Origin of the sequence: Deinococcus betulae, assembly GCF_020166395.1 — a bacterium.
GTDB lineage: Bacteria > Deinococcota > Deinococci > Deinococcales > Deinococcaceae > Deinococcus > Deinococcus betulae.
Genome location: NZ_JAIQXU010000001.1, coordinates 514,470 through 534,887, shown reverse-complemented (window position 1 = coordinate 534,887; position 20,418 = coordinate 514,470). Strand labels below are relative to the sequence as shown.

The window sequence follows — 20,418 nt, the reverse complement described above, 5'->3', positions numbered from 1 at the left end:
CGATTTAGAGTGAATAACGGAGCAGACTTCAGGCTGAGCTTTGGCGAACCTACTTTTCCATTTGCAGAACAAACAGGCTCATGCTGTGCGGCCTCTTGAGAGCCCGGCAGCACCTTCGGATGCTTCTGAAAAGACACCCCACAAACGTTTTGCAGAAATAATTAACAAAAGATAAAGGTAGCACCTGGCAACGGCCTGTTGCTCCGGGCCGTACCGTGGATCATGCGAAGCCCGGTTCAGCCCACAACGACCGCCCGAGTGCAGGACATGTTTGCTCAGAGCGCTGCCGTGCTGACGCGGCCCAGCCCAGCGACCTTCGAGCAGTTCGAGCGCCGCAGTAACCTCTCCAGCGCGCTGATCTACGTGATGGTGGCAGCCGCCGTCTCGGCTGCTATCGCTGCCTTCTTCGCCCTGTTTCACAGCGACGTCACTTTCTTTGGTCAGTTGTTGACCCGTCTGATCTCGGTGCCGCTGACCTTTTTTGTCTTTACCGGACTGGTGTACCTGATTGGTCGCACGCTGTTCCGGGGGACTGGTACTTATCCCGAAGTCGCCTATTCTTTCGCACTGTTTTTCGTGCCCCTGAGCATCATCAGCACCCTGATCGGCGTCATTCCGGTCATTGGCTGGCTCGCCATGTTCCTGATCACCATCGCCATGATTTACTTCGGCTTTCTGGCGGTGCAGTCCAGCATGAACCTACGCGACCCGGTGTCTGCTGGCGTGACCCTGGTGCTGGCTGGTCTGGGCCAGCTCGCGGCGGCGGCAGTGGTGGGTGGAGTGCTGGGCGGCCTGTTTGCGGTGGGCCGGCTGGTCACCGGCAGCTAAAGGTCAAGCGGCCCAACACGCCCCAGGCACCGCCTGGGGTTTTTTAATGCCGCTATTGCTCGCTGTAGACGTGAACCGCCACGTCCATTTTGCCTCGCCCGCCGCCGTAGTAGGTGCCGCGCACGGGTGACACGTCGCTGTACTCGCGGCCGTGGCCTATCTTGACGTGCTTTTCGCCGGCCATACAGTTGTTGGTGGGGTCCAGGCCCAGCCAGCCGTAGCCCGGCACCAGGCATTCCACCCAGGCGTGGGTGGCCTCGGCGCCCAGCATCTCGCCGCCGCTGTACAGATACCCGCTGACATAACGCGCCGGAATACCCAACTGCCGCGTCACGCCCAGCATGGCGTGGGTAAAGTCCTGGCAGACGCCCCGGCCATCTTTGGCAAATTCAGCCAGTGGCGTGCTGACACTGGTGGCCTTGGTGTCATAGGTAAAGCGCCGGTACAACTGCGTGTTGAGGGCCACCAGATAGGCCGGCAGGTCATCACTGGGGTCTGGCCGGGCCACATGAAAGACCTCAGGCCAGGGCCCGGCGGGCACGCGTGGACAGGGCACCAGAAATTCGGTGTGCCGTCCCCGCTCGGCGGCCAGGGCCATCACCTGTACGGGCTCGGGGTCTGGCCGAGCGTGGGTGTCCACGATGGCCTGCGCCTCGATCTTCAGGTGGGTATGGGGGTCGTGGACATGCACGTGATGGACAATGGCCCCAAAGTAGTCCCGGTGAGACGAGACCTCGGCGTCGGGCGTGACCGAGAGGTGAAACGACCGCACGGTCTGCCGCTCTTCCTGAGACGGGTGCAGGCGCACCTGATTGAATGAGTCCCAGGCTGGCGTGGGGTAGTGGTACTCGGTGGCGTGGCGAATCTCACAGCGCATCCTGCCTCCCCACATCCCGGCGCTGGCTGACCCCGACTCGATCCGGTTTGTTGAGGACCGGCCATATCCCCACGTCTTGCCCGGCGCCCGCCGGCTGGCCGCCCTTTGTGGCTGGCGTGAATGGTTGACCCATCGGTGCCACCGAAGTGTGCTGAACAGTGCTCTGCGCCTGCACCCTATTCCTCTTCAAAATACGCCGCATTGATGGCCGCCCCCACCCGGTTGACCTCGGTCAGCAGCTCGTCAAGGGACGGTGAGCCGCCTTCGAGAATGTCGTCAATGGCGGCGTATTGCAGCCGGGCCACCAGCCAGCGGGACAGGCGCAGCAGCTCGGGGTGGGCGCCGGGGTGGCGCCTCTCAATTTGCCCCAGGGCGTCGTGCAGGTTCTCGGCGCTGTAGCGCACGCTGCGCGGGAAGGCGTCGTCCAGCAGCAAAAACGCCGCGATGCGCCGGGGTTCCAGGCCCGCATGCTCGCACTTGCGGTAAGCCTCAAAGGCACTGGCCCCTTTCAGAACGTTGACCCAGCGCTGCTCCACGACCATGCGGGCGGCCGGGTCGTTGCCCGCTGGCGCGGCAGGCACCCCCTGCACCTCGCCGCTCTGTTCCAGCCGGGCCTGCAGCACACGAAGCACATTGTCGGCGCGCTCCAGCATCTGCCCAGTGCGCATAAAAGCCCAGCCTTCGTCGCGCGGCAGGGTGGCAAAGGCGATGCCAAAGAAAAATTGAGATGCGTCGCGCGCCGCCACGCAGTATTCAAAAAGGCCGTCGCGGTCCAGCACGGCGCCGGTCTCGAAACACAGGTTCAGGTAGGCGCGGTTGACGGCTTCCCACATCTCGCTGGGAATGCGGTCGCGCAGGCCCCGCGCGTTCTCGCGGGCGCGGGCCAGGCTGCTGGCAATACTGGCGGGGTTGTCCCGGTCAAAAGCCAGCCACGCGCTGACGCTGCGGGCGTCAATTCGGCCGTAGCGCTCACGCAGGGCTGTCTCGCCGCCCGTCAGGTCCAGCAGGGGGCGCCAGTGATCCCGTGCCCGCGTGGCCGATTCCAGCGTGGCGTAGTAATTGACGCTCAGGAGGCGGGCGGTGTTCTCGGCGCGTTCCATATAGCGGCCCGTCCAGTACAGGTTCTCGGCCAGGCGAGAAAGCAGCAGCATCAGCGGTCCTCCTGGGTTGGGCTGTCCAGTTCGGCTTTTTCCAGTTGCTGCTGGTAGGAGTGACCGCCGGGCGACTCGTCGGGGGCAGACGGCGGCGCAGGGACCCTGCCCCACGCCTCCTGACTTTGCCCGTAGGCCTCGACCTGCGCTTCCTCGGCGGCGCGCTCCCGGACATGGGCGGTATGGGCGTCGTCAGCGGGCGTGGTCTCCGCCCCCAGCGGCACTGAGCCGAAACCGCCCTGAAATTGGCTCTGACTCTGGGTGCCGCCTCCCGTCTGGCTCTGGCTTTGCGACTGGCGGCCCTGACCCTGAGTCTGTGCCTGGCTCTGCGTGTCACCGTGCAGCAGCTGGCTCATGGCCACGGGCGTGGCCGGGCCGTCGTGTTCCAGCACCCAGGTGTCCTTGCTGCCGCCGCCCTGCGAACTGTTCACCACCAGGCTGCCGCGCGTCAGGGCCACCCGGGTCAGGCCGCCGGGCACGATGGTCACGTTCTGGCCGTACAGCACGTAGGGCCGCAGGTCAATGTGCGCGGCTTCAAACTGGCGCCCATCGGGGTAGAAGGTGGGATGACGGGACAGCCCCACCACCGGCTGCGCGATGAACTCGCGCGGGTCACGCCGCACACGCTCCAGATACGCTTCCTGTTCAGCCTGGGTAGAGGCCGGGCCAATCAGCATGCCGTAGCCGCCGGCCTCGCCCACGGCCTTGAACACCAGTTCACCAGCGTTGGCCAGCATGTGGTCCAGGTGGTCGGCGTTCCAGCCCAGGAAGGTGGGCACGTTGCGCAGCAGGGGCGTTTCATTGAGGTAGTAGCGAATCATGTCCGGCACGTAGGCGTAGACCGCCTTGTCATCGGCCACACCCGTCCCAACGGCGTTGGCAATCGCCACGCGGCCCTGCCGGTAGACCTCGATCAGCCCGGCCACGCCCAGCGTGCTGTCACGACGAAAGGCCAGTGGGTCCAGAAAATCGTCGTCAATGCGGCGGTAGATCACGTCTACCTGTCGCCGCCCGCCCGTGCTGCGCATCCACACGCGCCCGGCGTCCACAAACAGGTCGCGGCCCTCGACCAGTTCAATGCCCATCTGCTGGGCCAGGTAGGCGTGTTCAAAGTAGGCGCTGTTGTACATGCCAGGGGTCAGCACGACGGCCGTGCCGTTCTCGCGGGGGCTGACACTTTGCAGCAGGGCCAGTAGCGCCGTGGCGTAGTGCCCCACCGGGCGCACCCCCTGGCCCTCGAACATGCCGGGGTAGATGCGGGTCATGGCCTGGCGGTTGGCCAGCAGGTATGACACCCCGCTGGGCGAGCGCAGATTGTCTTCCAGCACCAGATAGTCGCCCTGCTCGTCGCGGATCAGGTCGGTGCCCACCACATGGGTAAAGATGCCGCCGGGGGGCCGCACGCCGTGAACCTCGCGCCGGAAATGCGCCGAGGTGTACACCAGTTCGGCGGGAATAACGCCGTCCCCCAGAATCTGGGCCTCCGAGTAGATGTCCTGCAAGAAGGCGTTCAGGGCGCGCACCCGCTGGGTCAGCCCGGCTTCTATCTGCCCCCACTCGGAGGCCGGCACGATGCGCGGCACCGGGTCAAAGGGAAAGGTGCGCTCGGTGCCCTGGGCGTCGCCGTACACCGTAAAGGTGATGCCCTGGTTGCGAAATGCCAGGTCCAGCAGTTCGTGGCGGCGCGCGAATTCGGGCACGCCCAGGTCGTCCACATACGCCTGCACCCCCGCGTAGTGGGGCCGCACCTGGCCGCCTGGCGTGAACATCTCATCGTAAAACCTGTTGCCCGGCTCGTACTTCATGCCCCCTCCAGCGTCTGAGTTGCACCAAGATACGGGTCTGGCCCGTGCCTGTCGCCCTTGCGGCCAGACATGAGAGCCGAGATGAAGAAAGGCCAGCGACTGGCACGCACCGGCTAGCCCGGTCCCACTACACTGCCCCCCATGACCGGAACCCCGATTGCCCCCGATGACCGCGCCCGTCTGGACCAGGTGTTTATGCAGGTGGTGCTGGACGTGCAGGCCCAGGCCCAGCAGACCGCGCCCGCCCAGGCGGGTGGGGTGGCCGCCATGTTTCACAAGGAAACCGTGGGAGACGCCCTCCAGGGGTGCGCCATGCTGATTGCCGGTTGGAACCAGGGCCGCATAGATGACGCTGGCCTCAGCCGCACCACCAAGGCGCTGCGGGCGTTAGAGCTGCCCGAATTGGCGACTCGTGTTGAGAAACTGCGTCAGATCGCCGAGGGATAGAGGGGAGAAGAGCCGCGCCTTCTGGGCTGGCGGCCTGGCCTCTGTGCCTGCTGACTTCCTGCACCAGTCCCATGCGGCGCCCTAGACCGGGGGCAGAGACCGCCCGCCCCGTGGCCTTTACACTGCGCCTATGCCCCTAAGCGCGCCCTTTTTTTATTGGTTCGGTCGTCACCGGGCCTAGCGCGCTGTTTCCCTCCCCACCCGCCCGGTGACGCCCACAAGGTCACCGGGCGGGTTTCGCTTGTTCACCCTGCTCCTAAGGACCCCCATGACCCACCCTGAACCTGCCGTCGCCCCTGGCCGCACCGAGAACCTGAATGTCAGCGGCTTTACGCCCCTGATTACGCCGCGCGCCCTGAAAGCCCGCTGTCCCCTGACCCCGGCCGCCGAGCGCACCGTGCTGGCCGGGCGCCGGGCTGCACAGGACATTCTGCATGGCCGGGACGACCGCCTGCTCGTGGTGGTGGGACCCTGTTCTATTCATGACCATGAGCAGGCCCTGACCTACGCCCGGCGGCTGGCCGCACTGCGCACGCAGGTACAGGACCGCCTGGAAGTGCAGATGCGCGTTTATGTGGACAAGCCACGCACCACGGTGGGCTGGCGCGGCTACCTGCTGGACCCCGACATGACCGGCGCCAACGACATCAACAAGGGCCTGGAATGGACCCGGGGGCTGATGGTCGAAGTGAGCGAGCTGGGGCTGCCCGTGGCCACCGAACTGCTGGACCCTTTTGCGCCGCAGTACGTCTTTGACGCCGTGGCCTGGGCCTGTCTGGGTGCCCGCACCACCGAGTCGCAGACCCACCGCGTCATGGCCAGCGCTGTCAGCGCCCCGATGGGCTTCAAGAACGGCACGGGCGGCGGCATCAAGCTGGCGGTGGACGCCATTGTGGCCTCGCGCTCACCCCACGCCTTTTTCACCATTGACGACGACGGCCAGGGCTGCATCGTGCATACGCTGGGCAATCCAGACGGGCACGTCATCCTGCGCGGCGGGCGCGGCGGCCCCAACTACGCGCCGCAGTTTGTGCAGGAGGCGGCGGCTCTGATGGGCGCTGCGGGCCTCAGTCCGGCCGTGATGGTGGACTGTTCGCACGCCAACAGCGGCTCGGACCACACGCGGCAGGGGCTGGTCTGGCGCGACGTGCTGCACCAGCGCGCCGCCGGCCAGCACGCTATTCGTGGCCTGATGATTGAAAGCAACCTGCGGGCCGGCAAGCAGGCCATTCCAGCCGACCTGAGCACGCTGGTTCCTGGCCTGAGCGTTACCGACGCCTGTGTGGGCTGGGACGAGACCGAGGCGCTGCTCCTTGAAGCCCACGCTGCTCTGGGCCGCGCTCCAGTGGGCCAGTCCTAGCAGCGGCGGCAAGTTCCCTTCTGGGGCCAGGGACGCCCCTCAATTCCACTTCTGTCACTGTCTCTTGCGGATTCGCCTCAGAGCCGTTGAGGTTTCTGCTTAGCGGCTCTGGGCGCCGCTGTAAGACCAAGTCCGAGACATTCTGTCACGCTTGAGGACCTTGGTTCCGAGCGGGTTGGCAACGCTGCGGAGAAGACTGGACCAGCTCTTTGCATCTGCAGAGGCGACGGGATAGGTCTTGCGCCTCAGCTGGAAAGGAGCTGCAAATTTCCTGGCTGTCACAGATATGACAAGTCACATCAGGACAACATTGCAAACGTCCCTCAGCAGTTGTAGAGCTCTGGCGCGCCGTCCAGAACGCCTTGTCCACTCCCTACTTCCTACTGCCAACTTCCTGAGCGCTCCTCTGCCACCATAAGCCGTGACTTTTCCCGAAGAGATTCAGGCGGCGCTGCTGGCCGAGGGCGACACCCTAGCCCGGCACCTAACGCAGACCCTGCATGTCACGGTGGACGACCCGGCGCGCCTGACCCTGCTGGGCCGCAGCCTGGCGACCAATCTGGTAGGGGCACTGCTGCCCACCGCCGAACACGTCAGCCGCCGCGCTGGCTCACCGGTCCTGACCTCGCTGACGCTGGATCCCTGGGGGCGCCTACAGGTGCAGACCTGCACCCCAGACGGCGAGCTGCGCGCCCGGCTGGGCGTAGATGATCTGCTGCTGAACCTGCTGTTTACCCGCACCCACCGCCTGCACCCGCAGGTTCAGGAGGCGTTGCAGGGGGCGCTGGGCGGCAGTGAACATCAGGCGACCCGCGCCCTGGTGGCCTGTCTGCGCAGTCCCCCTGTGCTGCGAGGCATGGAAACCTGCGTGCGCCTGCTGATGACGGCAGAGAACGCTGTGTAAAGCAGGCCCTATCGAGGGGGTTATTGGAGCGGAGGTGGGCTGTCAGGTGTCCACATGGCTGGGCCGACGCTTCCACCGCTGGTCGGCGGTGAGCCATCCCTGGCGTCAAGACCTTGTAGTCCAGGCCACCTGGCCGCGCGGCGCAGCAAGAAGGGCACCGGATCGGCTGACCCCGTGCCCCCCGTATCCGTAAATTTATTGGTCGCGGCTGGTTTGTGGCACAGGCACTGGGGTCTGCAAGTGGCGCGTCAGCATAACCAGGACGGCCAGGGCATGCGCGCTGAGCAGGGCCAGCAGTTCCGTCGTGGGCTGCATAGCATAGCCGGCCGCGCCCACCAGTTGAAACAGCGTCAGAATCAGCAGTCCCTGACCACGCTGTTCGGGGCGGTACAGAAAGATGAAGGTGCCGCCCGCCATGCTGAACAGCAGCGGCAGCAGCAGAGCGTTAAGCATCTCTTGAGCCATGCCTCATTATTGGCCGCCAGTTCTGACAGGCCTATGACCTTTGTCTGAGGCGCCAGAGAGTCGTGTAGACAATTCGGACAGCATCGGGGTAAACCCTGGACCTGTTTCGAGTGTGACCCGACTGGGAGGAGCAGAAACGAGTGTCCAAAGAGTAGAGAACTCTCTGGCGCCTTCCCAGATGTTGCGGCAATGGACGGCAACCGTCTTACGCTGCCGCCCAGAGCGGCTCTTGGACATCACTCTCTAAACGAAATAAGTTTTCTCAAGAGAAAGGTGGAATTGAGTGTCTCCTCTGGCTATAGGGTGCAACTGGTCGCCGCTGTCAGCGGTCAGAGGCGGTAACGGCGGAGCTTAGCTGGGTCCAGGGCATGGTCGCGCAGCCCGGTCACATCCAGCCAGCCGTCCTGAAACTCAATGGGCGCGTTGAGCAGGTCATCTTGCAACTTCAGCACAAAGCTCAGCTCGCAGGGCTCGGTGACCTCGGCCTGGGTCGCCAGCAGCGCGGCGTGCAGGGTGCCCAGCCCGGTGCTGGCCTGGGAGCCCACCATGCCCCGCTTGCCCCGACCAGCCGCCGCGCGCAGCATGGCGTGGCCGTCCGTGAAGCCGTTGCGGGCCGTTTTAACGTTCAGCACGTCGAAGGTGTCAAAGTCCAGTTCGCGGGCCAGGTCGGCGGGGGTAAAGCACGAGTCGTCGGCCACGATAGGCAGGCGTCCCTGGGTGTGCAGGGCGGCGCGCGCCTTTAAGTCACGGGCGGGCAGAGGCTCTTCGACGTACAGCAGCCCCGCCTCGCGCATGGCGTTCAGGGCAGCGGGGGCCGTATCCGGGGTCAGGGTTTCGTTGCTGTCGGCGTACAGCTGAACAGCCTGGCCAAACTCGCGGCGCAGGGCGGCAATGACGTCCAGGTCACGGCGGTGGTCGCGGCCCACCTTGACCTTCAGGCAGCGCACGCCGGCCTCCACGACGCGCTGGGCCTCGGCCAGCATCTCGGTGGGCGGCGCGATGCCCAGAATGAAACTGACGCGCACCCGTGGCTGCGGCCCCAGCCAGTGGTCGAAGAGGCTCTGTCCCTGCGCGCGGGCGCGGGCGTCGTGCAGGGCCATGTCCAGTGCGCCCCGAGCTGTGTGGTTGTTCGCCACGCTGTTCCGGACGCGGTTTAAGGCTGCCTCATCCGTGATCGGCACCCCGGCCAGGCCCGCCTCTAGATGGGCCAAGATCGCCATCACACTGGCGGCCGTCTCGCCGTAAATCGTGGGGCGTGGGGTCGCCTCGGCCAGGCCCACCGTGCCGTCCGACAGGGTGACCTGCACCAGTACATGCTCGGCGGCGTTCAGGGCCGCGTGGGCGCCCCAGGCGAGGGCCGAGGTCAGCGGCAGGCGGTAGGGCAGGCCCTGCACCCGCGCGACGGTGGGCGCACTCATGCGCGGCTCCCGTTCGCCCACGCCTGAATCGCCGCCGCCACCCCAGCCGGGGCCAGGGCCACGGTGTCCAGCACCAGCGCCCGCTTGGGGGGCAGGGTGTGCAGAAATGCCTCGGCAGCGGCTGGGTCGTAATGCCGACGTTCGGACAGCACAATCCGGGTTTTGGCCAGCACCTCGGCCGGGGCAAAGCCGTCTGTGGGCAGCGCCGCCAGACTGTCCAGCTCGGCCGCCGAGAACACTGTTCCGGCGCCGTCCAGCGCGGCCAGGTCGGCGCGCAGGTCGTGGCCCAGCGCGGCGGCGTCCAGCTGGTCAAAGGCGTCGGCGCGGCCCAGCAGGCGGCGCACCCGCACCGCATCGGGGGCGCCCAACGCCACAAAACGCCACGCCGCAAAGGTCTGCGCGGCATACCGCACCTCGTCCAGCCCGCGCAGGCCGTCAAACACCAGTGGCCCCTGCCAGTGCCGGGTATCGGCCAGCAGCGACCCCAGGGCCTGCGCCATGCCGCCGGGGTGGGTCTGGCGGTAGCGCGCCGTCAGGGCAAAGCGCTGCTCGCGGTCACGCACCGGCCCGCCAGCCAGCGGGGCAATCATCACGGTGTCAGTGACCTCGCGCCGGTCAGGCAGCAGCCGCATGCCCGCGCCCAGGGCGGCCAGGGCCGTGCTTTTGCCGACGCCCGTCACCCCCACCAGGACGGTCAGGGGCAGGTCGGCCAGCCGGGCCTCCTGGTGGCCAGGCGCTGGCGGGGCGGCGCGCAAATAGGGAAGGTCGGCACTCACGCCCCGCAGGGTAACGGCTGGGTACGGGGTCAAGCTGCCTGGCCTGTCTAAAGAGCAGACCAAGGTTGGGCCAAGTGCCGGTAACGTCTGCCAGATGGCAGGCCGACGCGCGCTTCCTACACTGCGCGTGGAGGCACTCATGACTCGACTCAAAGGCAATCCAGGGGGCGGCGGTGGCAAGGTGCTGCTGGCCGTCATCATTGTGCTGGTGCTGTTCCTGCTGCTGTACTTCCTGTACCTCAAGCCGCAGGGACTCCTTGACCTCGGGTTTATCTAAAGGGGGCCCGCCCCTCTTGGCCCACCTGACTTCCCCACGTTCTTTTTCCCTCACTGGAGCGTCACTTTATGATTAAAGGCAAGGATATTCTCGGGCGCACGATTATCGCTGTGGACAGCGGCGAACACATTGACCGGGTACATGACGTGGTGTTTGACCACCAGGCCAATCAGGTCCTGGGGCTACTGGTCGACGAAGGCGGCTGGTTCAGCGCGGCCAAGGTGGTGCCTTTTGACCGCATCCGCAGCATTGGCGAGGACGCCATCATGATCGGCACCCACGCCGACGTGGCCACCACCCGCGAGGATGGCCGCCTGAAAGACGCCCTGGACAGCAAAGTCAGCCTGGTAGGCCTGACGCTGCTGACCACGGACGGCCACAACCTGGGCAAGATTGCCGACGTGTTTTTCGACGAGCATTCAGGCCGCGTGGAAGGCTATGAGGCCACTGGCGGCCTGTTTGCCGACCTGAGCAGCGGGCGCACCTTCGTGCCCGCCCCTGAGCAGGTGCAGATTGGTGTGGATACGGCGCTGGTGCCTCCAGCCGTCGCGCAGGCGATGGAAGAACAGGACGACGGCGGCCTTAGGGGTGCCCTGGCCTCGGCAGGCAGCAGCATCAGTGGGGCCTACCAGAACATTGCTGAAGCCACCAAAGATCGCCAGAAGGAATACGTAGTCGGCAAGACGGCGGGCGGCGATATCCACACTGAGGACGAGCGTCTGATTGTGGCCAAAGGCGAGACCATCACCGCCGCGCACGCCGACGAGGCCGAGGTGGCTGGCAAGCTGACGGCCCTGGCCACCGCCGCGACGGGCGGCGCCTTAGCCGACGCCTACGGCAGCGCCCGTGACCGCGTGCAGGAGTCCTACGAGGACGTGAAGGGCGCTACCGCCGAGCGGCAGAAAGCCTACGTGGTGGGCAAGACGGCCCGCAGTGAGGTCGTGACCGACACCGGCGAAATCATTGTGCCGGCCGGCGCAACCATCACCCAGTACCAGGCTGACCGCGCCGAGGCCACTGGGCGCCTGGCGGCTCTGACGGCCACAGCGACCGGCGGCGCCATTCAGGAAGGCGTACAGTCGTACCGAGACCGTCAGCAGGCCGACCCCAATACGGTGGAAGCCACCATTGGCCGCCGCGTTAAGAGCGACGTGCGGGCGCCAGGTGGCAGCATCGTGGCGGCCACTGGCCAGATTGTGACTCCCGCAATTGCCGACCGCGCCCGCCACGTCGGCGCCGAGCAGGCGCTGATTGCCGCGACCACTGGCGGCGCGCGCCCGGCAGAAGCAAGCGCCGCGAGCACGGTCTCCGAGGGCGCCAGCAACCTGCTGGACCGCGCCAAAGCCTGGCTGGGTGACCGGCGCGATCAGGCCGAGGGCGCCATTGAGCAGCGTCAGCAGGACGCCATGGAAAGCCGGGTGCGCGACGCCCTGGGCCGCCCCGTCACCCGCGTGATTCTGGCCCCAGACGACACCATCATCTTGAACATCGGGGAGATCGTGACCCACAAGGCGGTGCAGGCAGCCCGCGACGGCGATGTGCTGGACATCCTGGTCAGCAGCGTCAACAAGGATCAGCCTGAGATTGACCCGCTGGCCAGCCGCCCCGAGGCGCACGGCGAGGCCGCGCTGGACAGTCAGCCCGATACGGTGACGCCGCCTCAGGCGTCGGCCGAGCGGCCCAGCTAAGCGCGTTTCTTCCTGCCGCACCTGCCGTCTGGTGGGTGCGGCGTTTTTATGGATGGCCCGCAGCGCCTATGCTGGGACCATGATTCAGTCGTTCATCGGTCACACCCCTCTCTTGCAACTGTCGCGCGTGGTTGAGGACGGGATGGCCGACGTGTTCGTGAAATTGGAGGGCCAGAACCCAGGCGGCAGCATCAAGGACCGCACGGCCCTGGGGCTCATTGAGGACGCCGAGCGCCGGGGTGTCCTGGCCCCAGGCGGCACCATCGTGGAGCCGACCAGCGGCAACACCGGCATCGGGCTCGCGCAGGTGGCGGCGGCCAAGGGTTACCGGCTCATTCTATGTATGCCCGCCAGCATGAGCGAGGAGCGGCGGCGCACCCTGGTGGCCTACGGCGCCGAACTGGTGCTGACCGACCCCGCGCGGCGCATGCTGGCCGCCATTGAGGAAGCCGAGCGGATCGTGCAGGAGCGCGGCGCCGTCATGATGAATCAGTTTGCCAATCCCGCCAACCCCGCCACCCACGAGGCCACCACCGGGCCTGAGTTATGGGACCAGATGGACGGGCGCCTTGACGCTTTTGTGTACGGCAGCGGCACGGGCGGCACCATCAGCGGGGTGGGCCGCTTTCTGAAACGGCAAAATCCTCAGGTGCAGGTCATCGCCTGCGAACCTGCCCGCAGCAACGTGCTGGGCGGCGGCGAGATGGGCACGCACGGCTTTCAGGGCATGGGTCCCGGCTTTATTCCGGCCAATCTGGACCGCTCTGTGATTGACGAGGTGGTCGAGGTCTGGGAGGAAGACGCCTACCCACTGGCCCGCCGCCTAGCCCAGCAGGAGGGCGTCTTCGTGGGCATGAGCAGCGGCGCGATGGTCTGGGCCGCGCTTCAGGTGGCCCGCCGCCTAGGGCCAGGCAAGCGGGTGGCCACCATCGCCTGCGACACCGGGGCGCGCTACCTCACCACCAGCCTGTTTGCCGGCCAGGAAGACACGCCGCCCGGCTACGCGCCGCGTTCGCGCGAGCGGCTGGGCTAGAGGGGCCGTGGGTTAAACTTATTCTCATGTTGCCTCAGAAGTTAGTGGCGGAAGCGGTGGGCACCTTTGCCCTCGTATTTATCGGGGTGTTGGCCATCGCCAACAATGCGGGGCTGCTGGGCGTGGCTTTTGCCCACGGCCTGGCCATCGCCGTCATGGCCATGGCGCTGGGGACCGTCAGCGGCGGCCAATTCAACCCAGCGGTCAGCTTTGCCCTCAGCCTGACCGGGCATCAGGACTGGCGCACCACGCTGGCGTTTGTTCCGGCGCAGTTGGCCGGGGCGGCCCTGGGTGCGGCGGCCGCCCTGGGGGTGGCGGGCCTGGCGCGCTTGGAGGCGGCTGGGTTTGGTCTTCCTGCCCTGGGCAGCGGCGTGTCTGTGGGCGGCGGCTTTCTGGCAGAAGTCATTGCCACTGCGTTTCTGGTGCTGGTGGTCGTCAAGGTCGCCATTCATCAGCGGCATGTGCTGGGCGGCCTGATTGTGGGCCTGACCATCGTGGCGGACATTCTGGCGGCTGGTCCCCTGACCGGCGCCGCCATGAATCCCGCACGCTCGTTCGGCCCGGCGCTGGTCTCGGGCGAGTGGGGCGCCCACTGGCTGTACTGGCTGGCCCCGCTGCTGGGGGCGGCGCTGGGCGCCCTGATTGCCAACTTCACCGAAGGCCTGAAACCCCGCCCCGTTCCGGAAGCCATGAACTGAGAGAAGGTTGCTGAAGGGAAGGCGAGCCAGTCAACTCAGAAAGAGCAGGCGGACGAGAATAGTCCGCCTGCTCTTTTGGCTGTCCTCCTTTACCGCCGGCCGCCAAACATGCCAATCAGGTCATCCAGCGCGCCGCCGTCGCCGTCCCGGTCCAGCGCACGGTTCAGGGTGCCGAACAGGTCACCCGAGCCGCCGCTGGTCTGAGCCCCACCCTGACTGGGAAAGCCCGGAATCACCTGGCCACCGCCCAGGACGCTGCCGCCCTGACGGGAGGGGTCAGAGCTGGGCTGAGAGGCCGGCTGTCCACCGCCCAGGAGGCCCCCGAGCAGGCCGCCCAGGTTGCCGCCGGAGCCGCCCAGCAGCCCACCCAGAATGCTGCCCAGGCCGCCGCCCTGAGGCTGGGCGCCGCCTACCTGGCCCTGCCGCTGGCGGCTGAGATACCCCAGCACCAGCGGGGCCAGCATGGTTAGCAGCTGCATGGCCAGCTGCGGGTCAATGCCGGCGCGGCGGCCCACAGCTTGCGCGGCCTGCGTCTGCTGGCCGCCAAATACATGCCCCAGAATCTTCTGACCGTCAGCCGTGTCGGGCAACTGTCCCTGACCAAAAGCGCCCAGCGCCGAGCCGTCGTGGCGGTCCAGGGCGCCGCTCAGGGCGTCCAGGCCCCCCGGCTGCGCGGCGTTGCGCGTCAGGGCGCCCAGCAGCAGCGGCAGCGCCGCTTCGACGGCCGATTGTGTCTGCTGCGGGCTGGTGCCCAGTTGCCCGCCGAGGGTCTGTCCGGCGCCGCTCAGGCCGCCCAGCTGGTTCAAAATATCCATCATGATGTGCGCCTCCTGTGGCTTGATGCGGGCCTTAGCGTAGGTCGCCGGGCTGAGCGGGGCGTGCGGCGTGCGTTCAGGAAATCCTGATGACAGCCCCCAGGACTGATGCAGCAATGTCATTAAGGCCGCAGGAAGAAGGACAGCGGCGCGCCGAATTGGGGCTGACTCCATTTCACCCTCTCCGCCAAGCGGCGTATTTCCTGCCCCGGCCTGGCGCCGCTACCCTGGGGGCTTCCGGTTCGGCATGCTGGAAAGAGGGGGAAACGTATGACCACTGCACCTGCGCCGGCGCGCGCTGGGGGCGCTGTCCTGCCGTCTGTGGCGCTGCCCTGGGCGGTGGCCCGGCTGGGGTTCCGGCGTCAGTTCGCCTACCCTCAGGCGGCGCTGTGGGGACTGATCACCAACACGTTTTTTGGGTTTTTGCGGGTGGCGGTGCTGCTGGCCCTGTTTGGCCTGCGTCCACAGGTGGCCGGCTACACCGTGCAGGACGCGGTGACCTACATCGGCCTGACCCAGACGTTCATCATGGCCCTGAGCCTGTTCGGCTGGACCGACTTCATGCGCACCGTCCACCGGGGCGAGGTGGCCACCGACCTGCTGCGGCCCCTGAACCTGCTGCTCTTCTGGGCGGCGCAGGACGCCGGGCGCGCCTGGGGCCAGTTGTTGCTGCGCGGCGTACCCATGCTGCTGCTCTTTGAGCTGTTCTGGGACCTGACGTGGCCAGCGGGCGCCCTGGGCTGGGTTCAGACGGCCCTGAGTATCGTGCTGGCCTGGGCCTGCGGCTTCCTGTTCCGGTTCCTGGTCAACTGCGCGGCCTTCTGGTCGCCGGACGCCGCCGGGTTTGGCCGCTTCGCCTGGGCGCTGCTGGGGCTGGGCTGCGGCTTTTTGATGCCGCTGGCGTTCTTTCCAGAGTGGTTTCAGGCCTGGCTCGCCTGGACGCCGTTCCCAGCCATGCTGAACACGGTGGTCGAGGTCTGGGTGGGCGTCAAGACCGGCGCGGCAGCCTGGGCGACGCTGGGCACTCAACTGGGCTGGGCGCTGGGGCTGCTGGCGGTCACGGCCCTGACCCTGCACCGGGGGCTGCGCCGCCTGGAGGTGGCGGGTGGCTAGGGCCGCCGGGCTCTGGGCCGAAGTGGCGCACCACGCGGCGCTGTACCTGCGGCTGCTGGGCGTGCAGGTGCGGTCTCAGGCGACCTACCGCATGGCGCTGCTGCTGGACGCCCTGGGGACCATGCTGATTACCGTCGCCGAATTTGCCGCGCTGGCCCTCTCCCTGCCCCGCTTTGGCGGCCTGGGCGGCTGGAACCTGGGTGAGATTGCCCTGCTGTACGGCCTGGCCGAACTGGCCTTTGTGCTGATGGACCTGCTGTTCGGCGGCTTTGACGCCCCCAACCTCTCGGCCCACGTGCGTGCGGGCAGCTTTTCCACGTTTTTGCTGCGTCCGGTGCCGCTGGTCGTGCAGGTGTTCGGCTCTGACTTTGCCCTGCGCCGGGTGGCGCGGATTGGGCTGGCCGCCGCCGTCCTGAGCTACGGCCTGATCCACACCGCCCACGCCTGGACCTTTGGCGACGCTCTGCTGCTGACGGGCAGCGTGCTGGGCATGATCTGCTTTTTTGGCGGCCTGTTTGTCATTGGCGGCACGCTGACCTTCTGGACCGTGGACAGCGTGGAGGCCATGAACGTGCTGACCTACGGCGGGCGCACACTCATCAGCTACCCCATGGACATCTACGGCCAGTGGCTGCGCAAGACCTTTACCTACGTCATTCCCGCCGCGTTTCTGTCGTATTTTCCCGTGCTGCACATCCTGGGCCGTCCTCTGCCCGACGGCTTGCCCCCGGCGGCCGCCTTCTTGTCACCACTGGTCGGGCCGCTTCTGCTGGCCGCCGCGTTCGTCTTCTGGCGCGTGGGCGTGCGCCGCTATCAGGGCACCGGAACCTAAAGGTGAGGGGTAAGGAGGAACTGGTCAGTAGACAGAGGATTTCTGCTCTTTCCACTCCCTCCGGACCTCTGACCACTCGCTGCAAAGGAGCTTTCCATGATTCACGTTCAGAACCTCCGCAAGACCTTTACGGCGCAGGGCGGCTCCTGGCTCCGGCCTCAGCGGCGCGTCCACGAGGCGGTGCGGGACATCTCGTTTACCGTGCAGCCCGGCGAGGTTGTGGGTTACCTGGGGCCAAACGGCGCAGGCAAAAGCACCACCGTCAAAATCCTGACCGGGCTGCTGGTCCCCGACAGCGGGGAAGTGACCGTGGGCGGTCTAATGCCCTGGAAAGCCCGGCGGGCACATGTGGCCCGGCTGGGCGCAGTGTTCGGGCAGCGCACGACCCTGTGGTGGGACCTGCCGGTGCGGGACAGTCTGGACCTGCTGCGTCACGTCTACCGCGTGCCGGCCGCCCGGCACGCCGAGAATCTACGCCTCTTTACCGATCTGCTGGACCTGGGGCCGTTTTTGGCGACGCCAGCCCGCGCCCTCAGTCTGGGCCAGCGGATGCGCGCCGACCTGGCCGCTGCCCTGCTGCACGACCCTGAACTGCTGTTTCTGGACGAACCCACTGTGGGGCTGGATGTGGTCGCCAAGGAGCGAATCCGCGAATTTGTGGCGCATATCAATGCTCAGCGCGGCGTCACGGTGCTGCTCACCACGCATGACCTGGGCGACGTGGAGCGGCTGGCCCGGCGCGTCCTGATTATTGACCACGGTCAGCTCCTCTATGACGGCGATCTGGGACCGCTTCAGGCCCGCTACGGCCAGGGGCGCGAACTTCATGTGGAATACGAGGCGCCGCCCACCGAGCCTCAGGTGCCGGGCCTGACGCTGCTGGGCGCCGATGGCCCGCGCGCCCGCTACGCCTTCAGTGGCGCGGCGGCGGGGCCGATTGCCCTGGTGACCGCCCACGCCCCGGTGCGCGACCTGACGGTGCAGGAGCCGAATATCGAAGCCACCATCCGCCGCATTTACGAGGGCGGGTTGCTGCGCCGGGCGGTAGGGTAGAGGGAATGACCAGGCCAGAAGAAACAGAAGAAACGTACCGGGGGCCCCCGCCCAGCGTCAGTGCGGCGGTGCTGATACTGGGTGTGATGGGCACGATAGCAGGCTTCTCTGCACTGACTCTTCTGTTGCCGTCCGACCACCGCCCACTGTGCTTTATCTGGGCCTTAACTCCCTTCATCGGCCTGATCTGGGCCGGCGTGCGGTACGTGCAGGTCCGTGGGCATCAGGTCCGTCCTGAGATCGCTCTGGCGGTGCCCCTGGCGGTGGCCTGGGTGCCATTCATAGTGTCGGGACCAGCCCTGCGAGCCGGCCTGAGCTGGATGGATAGGGGAATGCTTCTGATGGCTGCGGGTACGTTTCTATTCGCCATGCTCCTGAGCCTGCACATCGCCCGTCGTCTCCGCGCGTGACCCCCACCTTATCCCCCGCCCACTTTGAAGGTGACCCGGTGTGGCTTGCCCGCGACCTGTTGGGCGGCACCCTGGTCCACGTGCTCGACACGGGCGAGCGCCTGAGTGGGCGCATTGTGGAAGCCGAAGCCTACGACTGCCCCCGCGACCCCGCCTGCACCGCAGGCCGTTTTCACGCGGCCCGCAGCGCCGAGATGGCCATTGCCCCTGGCCACTGGCTGTTCTGGACAGCCCATGGTCATCCGCTTCTTCAGGTGTCATGCCGCCCGGCGGGCGTGGCGGCCAGCGTGCTGATTCGCGCCCTGGAACCGCAGGAGGGCCTGGGCCAGATGCTCAGCTTTCGCCCCGTCACCCGCGAACGCGACCTGACCAACGGTCCCGCCAAACTGGTCTATGCCCTGGGCCTGAACCCGGCGCAGGTGTCGGGGAGGCCCGTAAACAGTTCAGCGCTGCACCTGTTGCCCCCTGCAAGACCTCTGGACGACGAGGCCGTGCGCGTGACCGCCCGCGTGGGCATCAAGGAAGGCCGCCATCTGCCCTGGCGCTTTACGGTCAGGGGCAACCCCTGGGTGTCGCCCGCCCTGCCCAGCATGGACCTGGTGGGCCAGGGCTGACGACCGGTGGGAGAAGGTCAAGAGCCCTTGAGCTGGGTGAGGGCAGAGGCTGGGCCGCTGTTCTCTAGCCTGCCTCATGCTGTTTCCGCCTTCTGTGGCTTACCCGCACGAGCAGGCGCTGGGGCCAGACTTCTTTGCCGGAGACCCGGTGCTGGTGGCCCGCGCGCTGCTGGGGGCTGTGCTGGTGCGGGTGCTGCCAGACGGCGTGACCCTGGCCGCCCGCATCGTGGAAACCGAGGCCTACGACTGCCCGCGCGACCCGAGCTGCCATGTGATTGCCCGCCTGCCCGGCGCCGCCGTCATGATGGCCGGGCCTCCGGGGCGGGTGTATTTTCACCTCGCCTATGACCAGCCGCTGCTGAATGTCATCTGCCGCCCAGAAGGCGTGCAGGCGTCCATTCTGGTGCGCGCCGCCGAGCCCCTACTGGCCGAGGACCGCATGCGGGAGCGCCGCGCGGTCAGGCGCCGCGTGGACCTGACGAACGGCCCCGCCAAGCTGGTCCAGGCCCTGCACCTGGGGCCAGAGCTGCGCGGCGAGCCGATCAATGGCCCGGCGTTTTACCTTGTGCCCGGCGCTGAGGTTCCTGATGAAGAGGTCACCATCACTGCCCGCGTGGGCCTGCGGCGGGGGGCAGAGTTGCTGTGGCGGTTTTTGATCGGTGGAAATCCGTGGGTGTCCCCAGGAAAGCCCAGCGCCTGAAGCCTGCTCCGGGGCCTTCCAGTTGTCCTGACGGGCGAACCCAGCGCGGTTAAAGGCAATGGCCTTCAACCGTTCTGGAGTGAGAGAGGAGAGAGGCTAGACGAGACAGGCGGTATTGAGAGCCTTGCCGAGCGAGTGGCCATGGTCGGCACTGTCAAGGCCCTCCAACGCGGCTTCCTTTATAGATGAGCATTCTTGCGCTCGTCTTCCAGCAGCGCCGCTACGCCCTGCACGGCGGTCAGGTAGCCAGTCTCAACCTGCGTCCGCAGCTCACGCAGCCGCGCCGGGTCCACCCCCGCCTGAAAGGCCCGCCACGCAGCTTCGCGCAGCAGCTCGTCAAACCACACAGCCGTCTGGGTGCGGCGCTTGGCAGGCAGGTCCACCGTCTCGCGGTAGCGCTCGACAGCGGCCCAGAGGTCGTCTAGCCCTTCACCCGTCAGCGCCGAGGCACGCAGGGCCAGCGGACGCCACGGGGCGCCGTGGGGCGTCAGCAGGGTGAGGGCGGTGCGCAGTTCGGTCTGGGCGCGCACTGCCGCCTGCGGGTTGAGGTCGGCCTTATTCACCACGCACAGGTCGGCCAGTTCCATAATCCCGCGCTTGATGCCCTGCAACTCGTCGCCCGCGTTCGGCAGGGTCAGCAGCAGAAACAGGTCGGTCATGGCGGCCACCTGCGTTTCACTCTGGCCCACGCCCACGGTCTCGACCAGCACCACGTCGTAGCCAGCGGCCTCGCACAGCGTGATGGCTTCGCGGGTGCGTCGCGCCACACCGCCCAGGGTGCCCCGGCTGGGGCTGGGGCGAATAAAAGCGCGGTCGTGCACCGTCAGCCCCGGCATGCGCGTCTTGTCGCCCATGATGGAACCGCCGGTGCGCGCGCTACTGGGGTCCACGGCCAGGACAGCCACCCGGTGCCCGGCACCGACCAGCATCAGGCCCAGCGCCTCAATGAAGGTGCTTTTGCCCACGCCGGGCACGCCGGTCAGGCCCAGACGAATGGAGCACCCGGCCTGGGGCAGGACCTCGGCCAGCAGGGTCTGGGCTTCACGCTCATGCTCTGGGCGTGTGGATTCCGTCAGCGTAATCGCTTTGGCCAGCGCCCGCCGGTTGCCCGCCAGGAGGGGAGAGGTCAACGGGTGAGGCTCAGTCACGGTGCC

22 protein-coding genes are annotated in these 20,418 nt (G+C 67.0%); 14 read left to right on the top strand and 8 right to left on the bottom strand.

The features are described from left to right. Positions 1-222 precede the first annotated feature (222 nt). Positions 223-828, top strand: coding sequence for a YIP1 family protein (locus tag K7W42_RS02495; RefSeq protein ID WP_224571930.1), 606 nt, complete (start codon positions 223-225; stop codon positions 826-828). 52 nt (positions 829-880) lie between these two features. Here K7W42_RS02495 and K7W42_RS02490 read toward each other — a convergent pair whose 3' ends face one another. From K7W42_RS02490 to K7W42_RS02480, 3 genes are all read right to left on the bottom strand, one after another. Beyond that, on the bottom strand, positions 881-1,705 hold the full coding sequence (locus K7W42_RS02490; RefSeq protein WP_224571928.1) for a transglutaminase family protein: 825 nt from the start codon (positions 1,703-1,705) through the stop codon (positions 881-883). 176 nt (positions 1,706-1,881) lie between these two features. Further along, positions 1,882-2,856, bottom strand: a complete 975-nt coding sequence (locus K7W42_RS02485) for an alpha-E domain-containing protein (RefSeq protein WP_224571926.1) — start codon at positions 2,854-2,856, stop codon at positions 1,882-1,884. Further along, a complete protein-coding gene (locus tag K7W42_RS02480) occupies positions 2,856-4,661 on the bottom strand; it encodes a circularly permuted type 2 ATP-grasp protein (RefSeq protein ID WP_224571923.1) in 1,806 nt (601 codons plus the stop codon). The genes K7W42_RS02485 and K7W42_RS02480 overlap by 1 nt, the downstream gene beginning before the upstream one ends. Before the next feature lie 141 nt (positions 4,662-4,802). On the opposite strand from K7W42_RS02480, the gene K7W42_RS02475 reads away from it, so the two are divergent. From K7W42_RS02475 to K7W42_RS02465, 3 genes are all read left to right on the top strand, one after another. Next, positions 4,803-5,108, top strand: a complete 306-nt coding sequence (locus tag K7W42_RS02475; RefSeq protein ID WP_224571921.1) for a hypothetical protein — start codon at positions 4,803-4,805, stop codon at positions 5,106-5,108. 268 nt (positions 5,109-5,376) lie between these two features. Next, positions 5,377-6,468 (top strand): 3-deoxy-7-phosphoheptulonate synthase, encoded by a 1,092-nt coding sequence (locus K7W42_RS02470; RefSeq protein ID WP_224571918.1) that lies wholly within the window; start codon positions 5,377-5,379, stop codon positions 6,466-6,468. 421 nt (positions 6,469-6,889) lie between these two features. Then, complete coding sequence (locus K7W42_RS02465; RefSeq protein WP_224571916.1) at positions 6,890-7,372, top strand: hypothetical protein; 483 nt, start codon at positions 6,890-6,892, stop codon at positions 7,370-7,372. 195 nt (positions 7,373-7,567) lie between these two features. Here K7W42_RS02465 and K7W42_RS02460 read toward each other — a convergent pair whose 3' ends face one another. From K7W42_RS02460 to K7W42_RS02450, 3 genes are all read right to left on the bottom strand, one after another. After that, entirely contained in the window at positions 7,568-7,825 is a 258-nt protein-coding gene (locus K7W42_RS02460; protein ID WP_224571914.1) for a hypothetical protein, read from the bottom strand. 341 nt (positions 7,826-8,166) lie between these two features. Further along, positions 8,167-9,255, bottom strand: a complete 1,089-nt coding sequence (locus tag K7W42_RS02455; protein WP_224571912.1) for an enolase C-terminal domain-like protein — start codon at positions 9,253-9,255, stop codon at positions 8,167-8,169. Further along, positions 9,252-10,031: a DEAD/DEAH box helicase family protein gene (locus K7W42_RS02450; RefSeq protein WP_224571911.1), complete on the bottom strand. Its 780-nt coding sequence runs from the start codon at positions 10,029-10,031 to the stop codon at positions 9,252-9,254. The genes K7W42_RS02455 and K7W42_RS02450 overlap by 4 nt, the downstream gene beginning before the upstream one ends. Before the next feature lie 139 nt (positions 10,032-10,170). Here K7W42_RS02450 and K7W42_RS02445 point away from each other — a divergent pair, with 139 nt between their 5' ends. The 4 genes from K7W42_RS02445 (at position 10,171) to K7W42_RS02430 (ending at position 13,727) form a co-directional block, all read left to right on the top strand. After that, complete coding sequence (locus K7W42_RS02445; RefSeq protein ID WP_224571909.1) at positions 10,171-10,308, top strand: hypothetical protein; 138 nt, start codon at positions 10,171-10,173, stop codon at positions 10,306-10,308. A 68-nt stretch (positions 10,309-10,376) separates the two neighbouring features. Further along, positions 10,377-11,996, top strand: coding sequence for a PRC-barrel domain-containing protein (locus K7W42_RS02440; protein ID WP_224571907.1), 1,620 nt, complete (start codon positions 10,377-10,379; stop codon positions 11,994-11,996). Positions 11,997-12,075: 79 nt separating this feature from the next. Continuing rightward, on the top strand, positions 12,076-13,029 hold the full coding sequence (gene cysK / locus K7W42_RS02435; RefSeq protein WP_224571906.1) for a cysteine synthase A: 954 nt from the start codon (positions 12,076-12,078) through the stop codon (positions 13,027-13,029). A 26-nt stretch (positions 13,030-13,055) separates the two neighbouring features. Continuing rightward, positions 13,056-13,727: an MIP/aquaporin family protein gene (locus tag K7W42_RS02430; protein WP_224571903.1), complete on the top strand. Its 672-nt coding sequence runs from the start codon at positions 13,056-13,058 to the stop codon at positions 13,725-13,727. A gap of 89 nt (positions 13,728-13,816) precedes the next feature. Here the strand turns inward: K7W42_RS02430 and K7W42_RS02425 are convergent, their stop codons facing one another. After that, on the bottom strand, positions 13,817-14,545 hold the full coding sequence (locus tag K7W42_RS02425) for a DUF937 domain-containing protein (protein ID WP_224571902.1): 729 nt from the start codon (positions 14,543-14,545) through the stop codon (positions 13,817-13,819). 267 nt (positions 14,546-14,812) lie between these two features. Between K7W42_RS02425 and K7W42_RS02420 the strand changes: the two genes are divergently transcribed. The 6 genes from K7W42_RS02420 (at position 14,813) to K7W42_RS02395 (ending at position 19,264) form a co-directional block, all read left to right on the top strand. Further along, positions 14,813-15,655 carry an ABC transporter permease gene (locus K7W42_RS02420; protein ID WP_224571899.1) on the top strand — a complete coding sequence of 281 codons (843 nt, stop codon included), beginning with the start codon at positions 14,813-14,815 and terminating at the stop codon, positions 15,653-15,655. Continuing rightward, positions 15,648-16,487: an ABC transporter permease gene (locus K7W42_RS02415; protein WP_224571897.1), complete on the top strand. Its 840-nt coding sequence runs from the start codon at positions 15,648-15,650 to the stop codon at positions 16,485-16,487. The genes K7W42_RS02420 and K7W42_RS02415 overlap by 8 nt, the downstream gene beginning before the upstream one ends. 96 nt (positions 16,488-16,583) lie before the next feature. Beyond that, positions 16,584-17,540 (top strand): ABC transporter ATP-binding protein, encoded by a 957-nt coding sequence (locus K7W42_RS02410; RefSeq protein WP_224571896.1) that lies wholly within the window; start codon positions 16,584-16,586, stop codon positions 17,538-17,540. A gap of 5 nt (positions 17,541-17,545) precedes the next feature. Further along, complete coding sequence (locus tag K7W42_RS02405; RefSeq protein WP_224571895.1) at positions 17,546-17,950, top strand: hypothetical protein; 405 nt, start codon at positions 17,546-17,548, stop codon at positions 17,948-17,950. Then, a complete protein-coding gene (locus tag K7W42_RS02400) occupies positions 17,947-18,564 on the top strand; it encodes a DNA-3-methyladenine glycosylase (RefSeq protein WP_224571894.1) in 618 nt (205 codons plus the stop codon). Before K7W42_RS02405 ends, K7W42_RS02400 begins: the two co-directional genes overlap by 4 nt. Before the next feature lie 76 nt (positions 18,565-18,640). Then, positions 18,641-19,264: a DNA-3-methyladenine glycosylase gene (locus tag K7W42_RS02395; protein ID WP_224571893.1), complete on the top strand. Its 624-nt coding sequence runs from the start codon at positions 18,641-18,643 to the stop codon at positions 19,262-19,264. 179 nt (positions 19,265-19,443) lie between these two features. Here K7W42_RS02395 and meaB read toward each other — a convergent pair whose 3' ends face one another. After that, positions 19,444-20,394 (bottom strand): methylmalonyl Co-A mutase-associated GTPase MeaB, encoded by a 951-nt coding sequence (gene meaB / locus K7W42_RS02390; RefSeq protein WP_224571892.1) that lies wholly within the window; start codon positions 20,392-20,394, stop codon positions 19,444-19,446. Between the last annotated feature and the right edge of the window lie 24 nt (positions 20,395-20,418).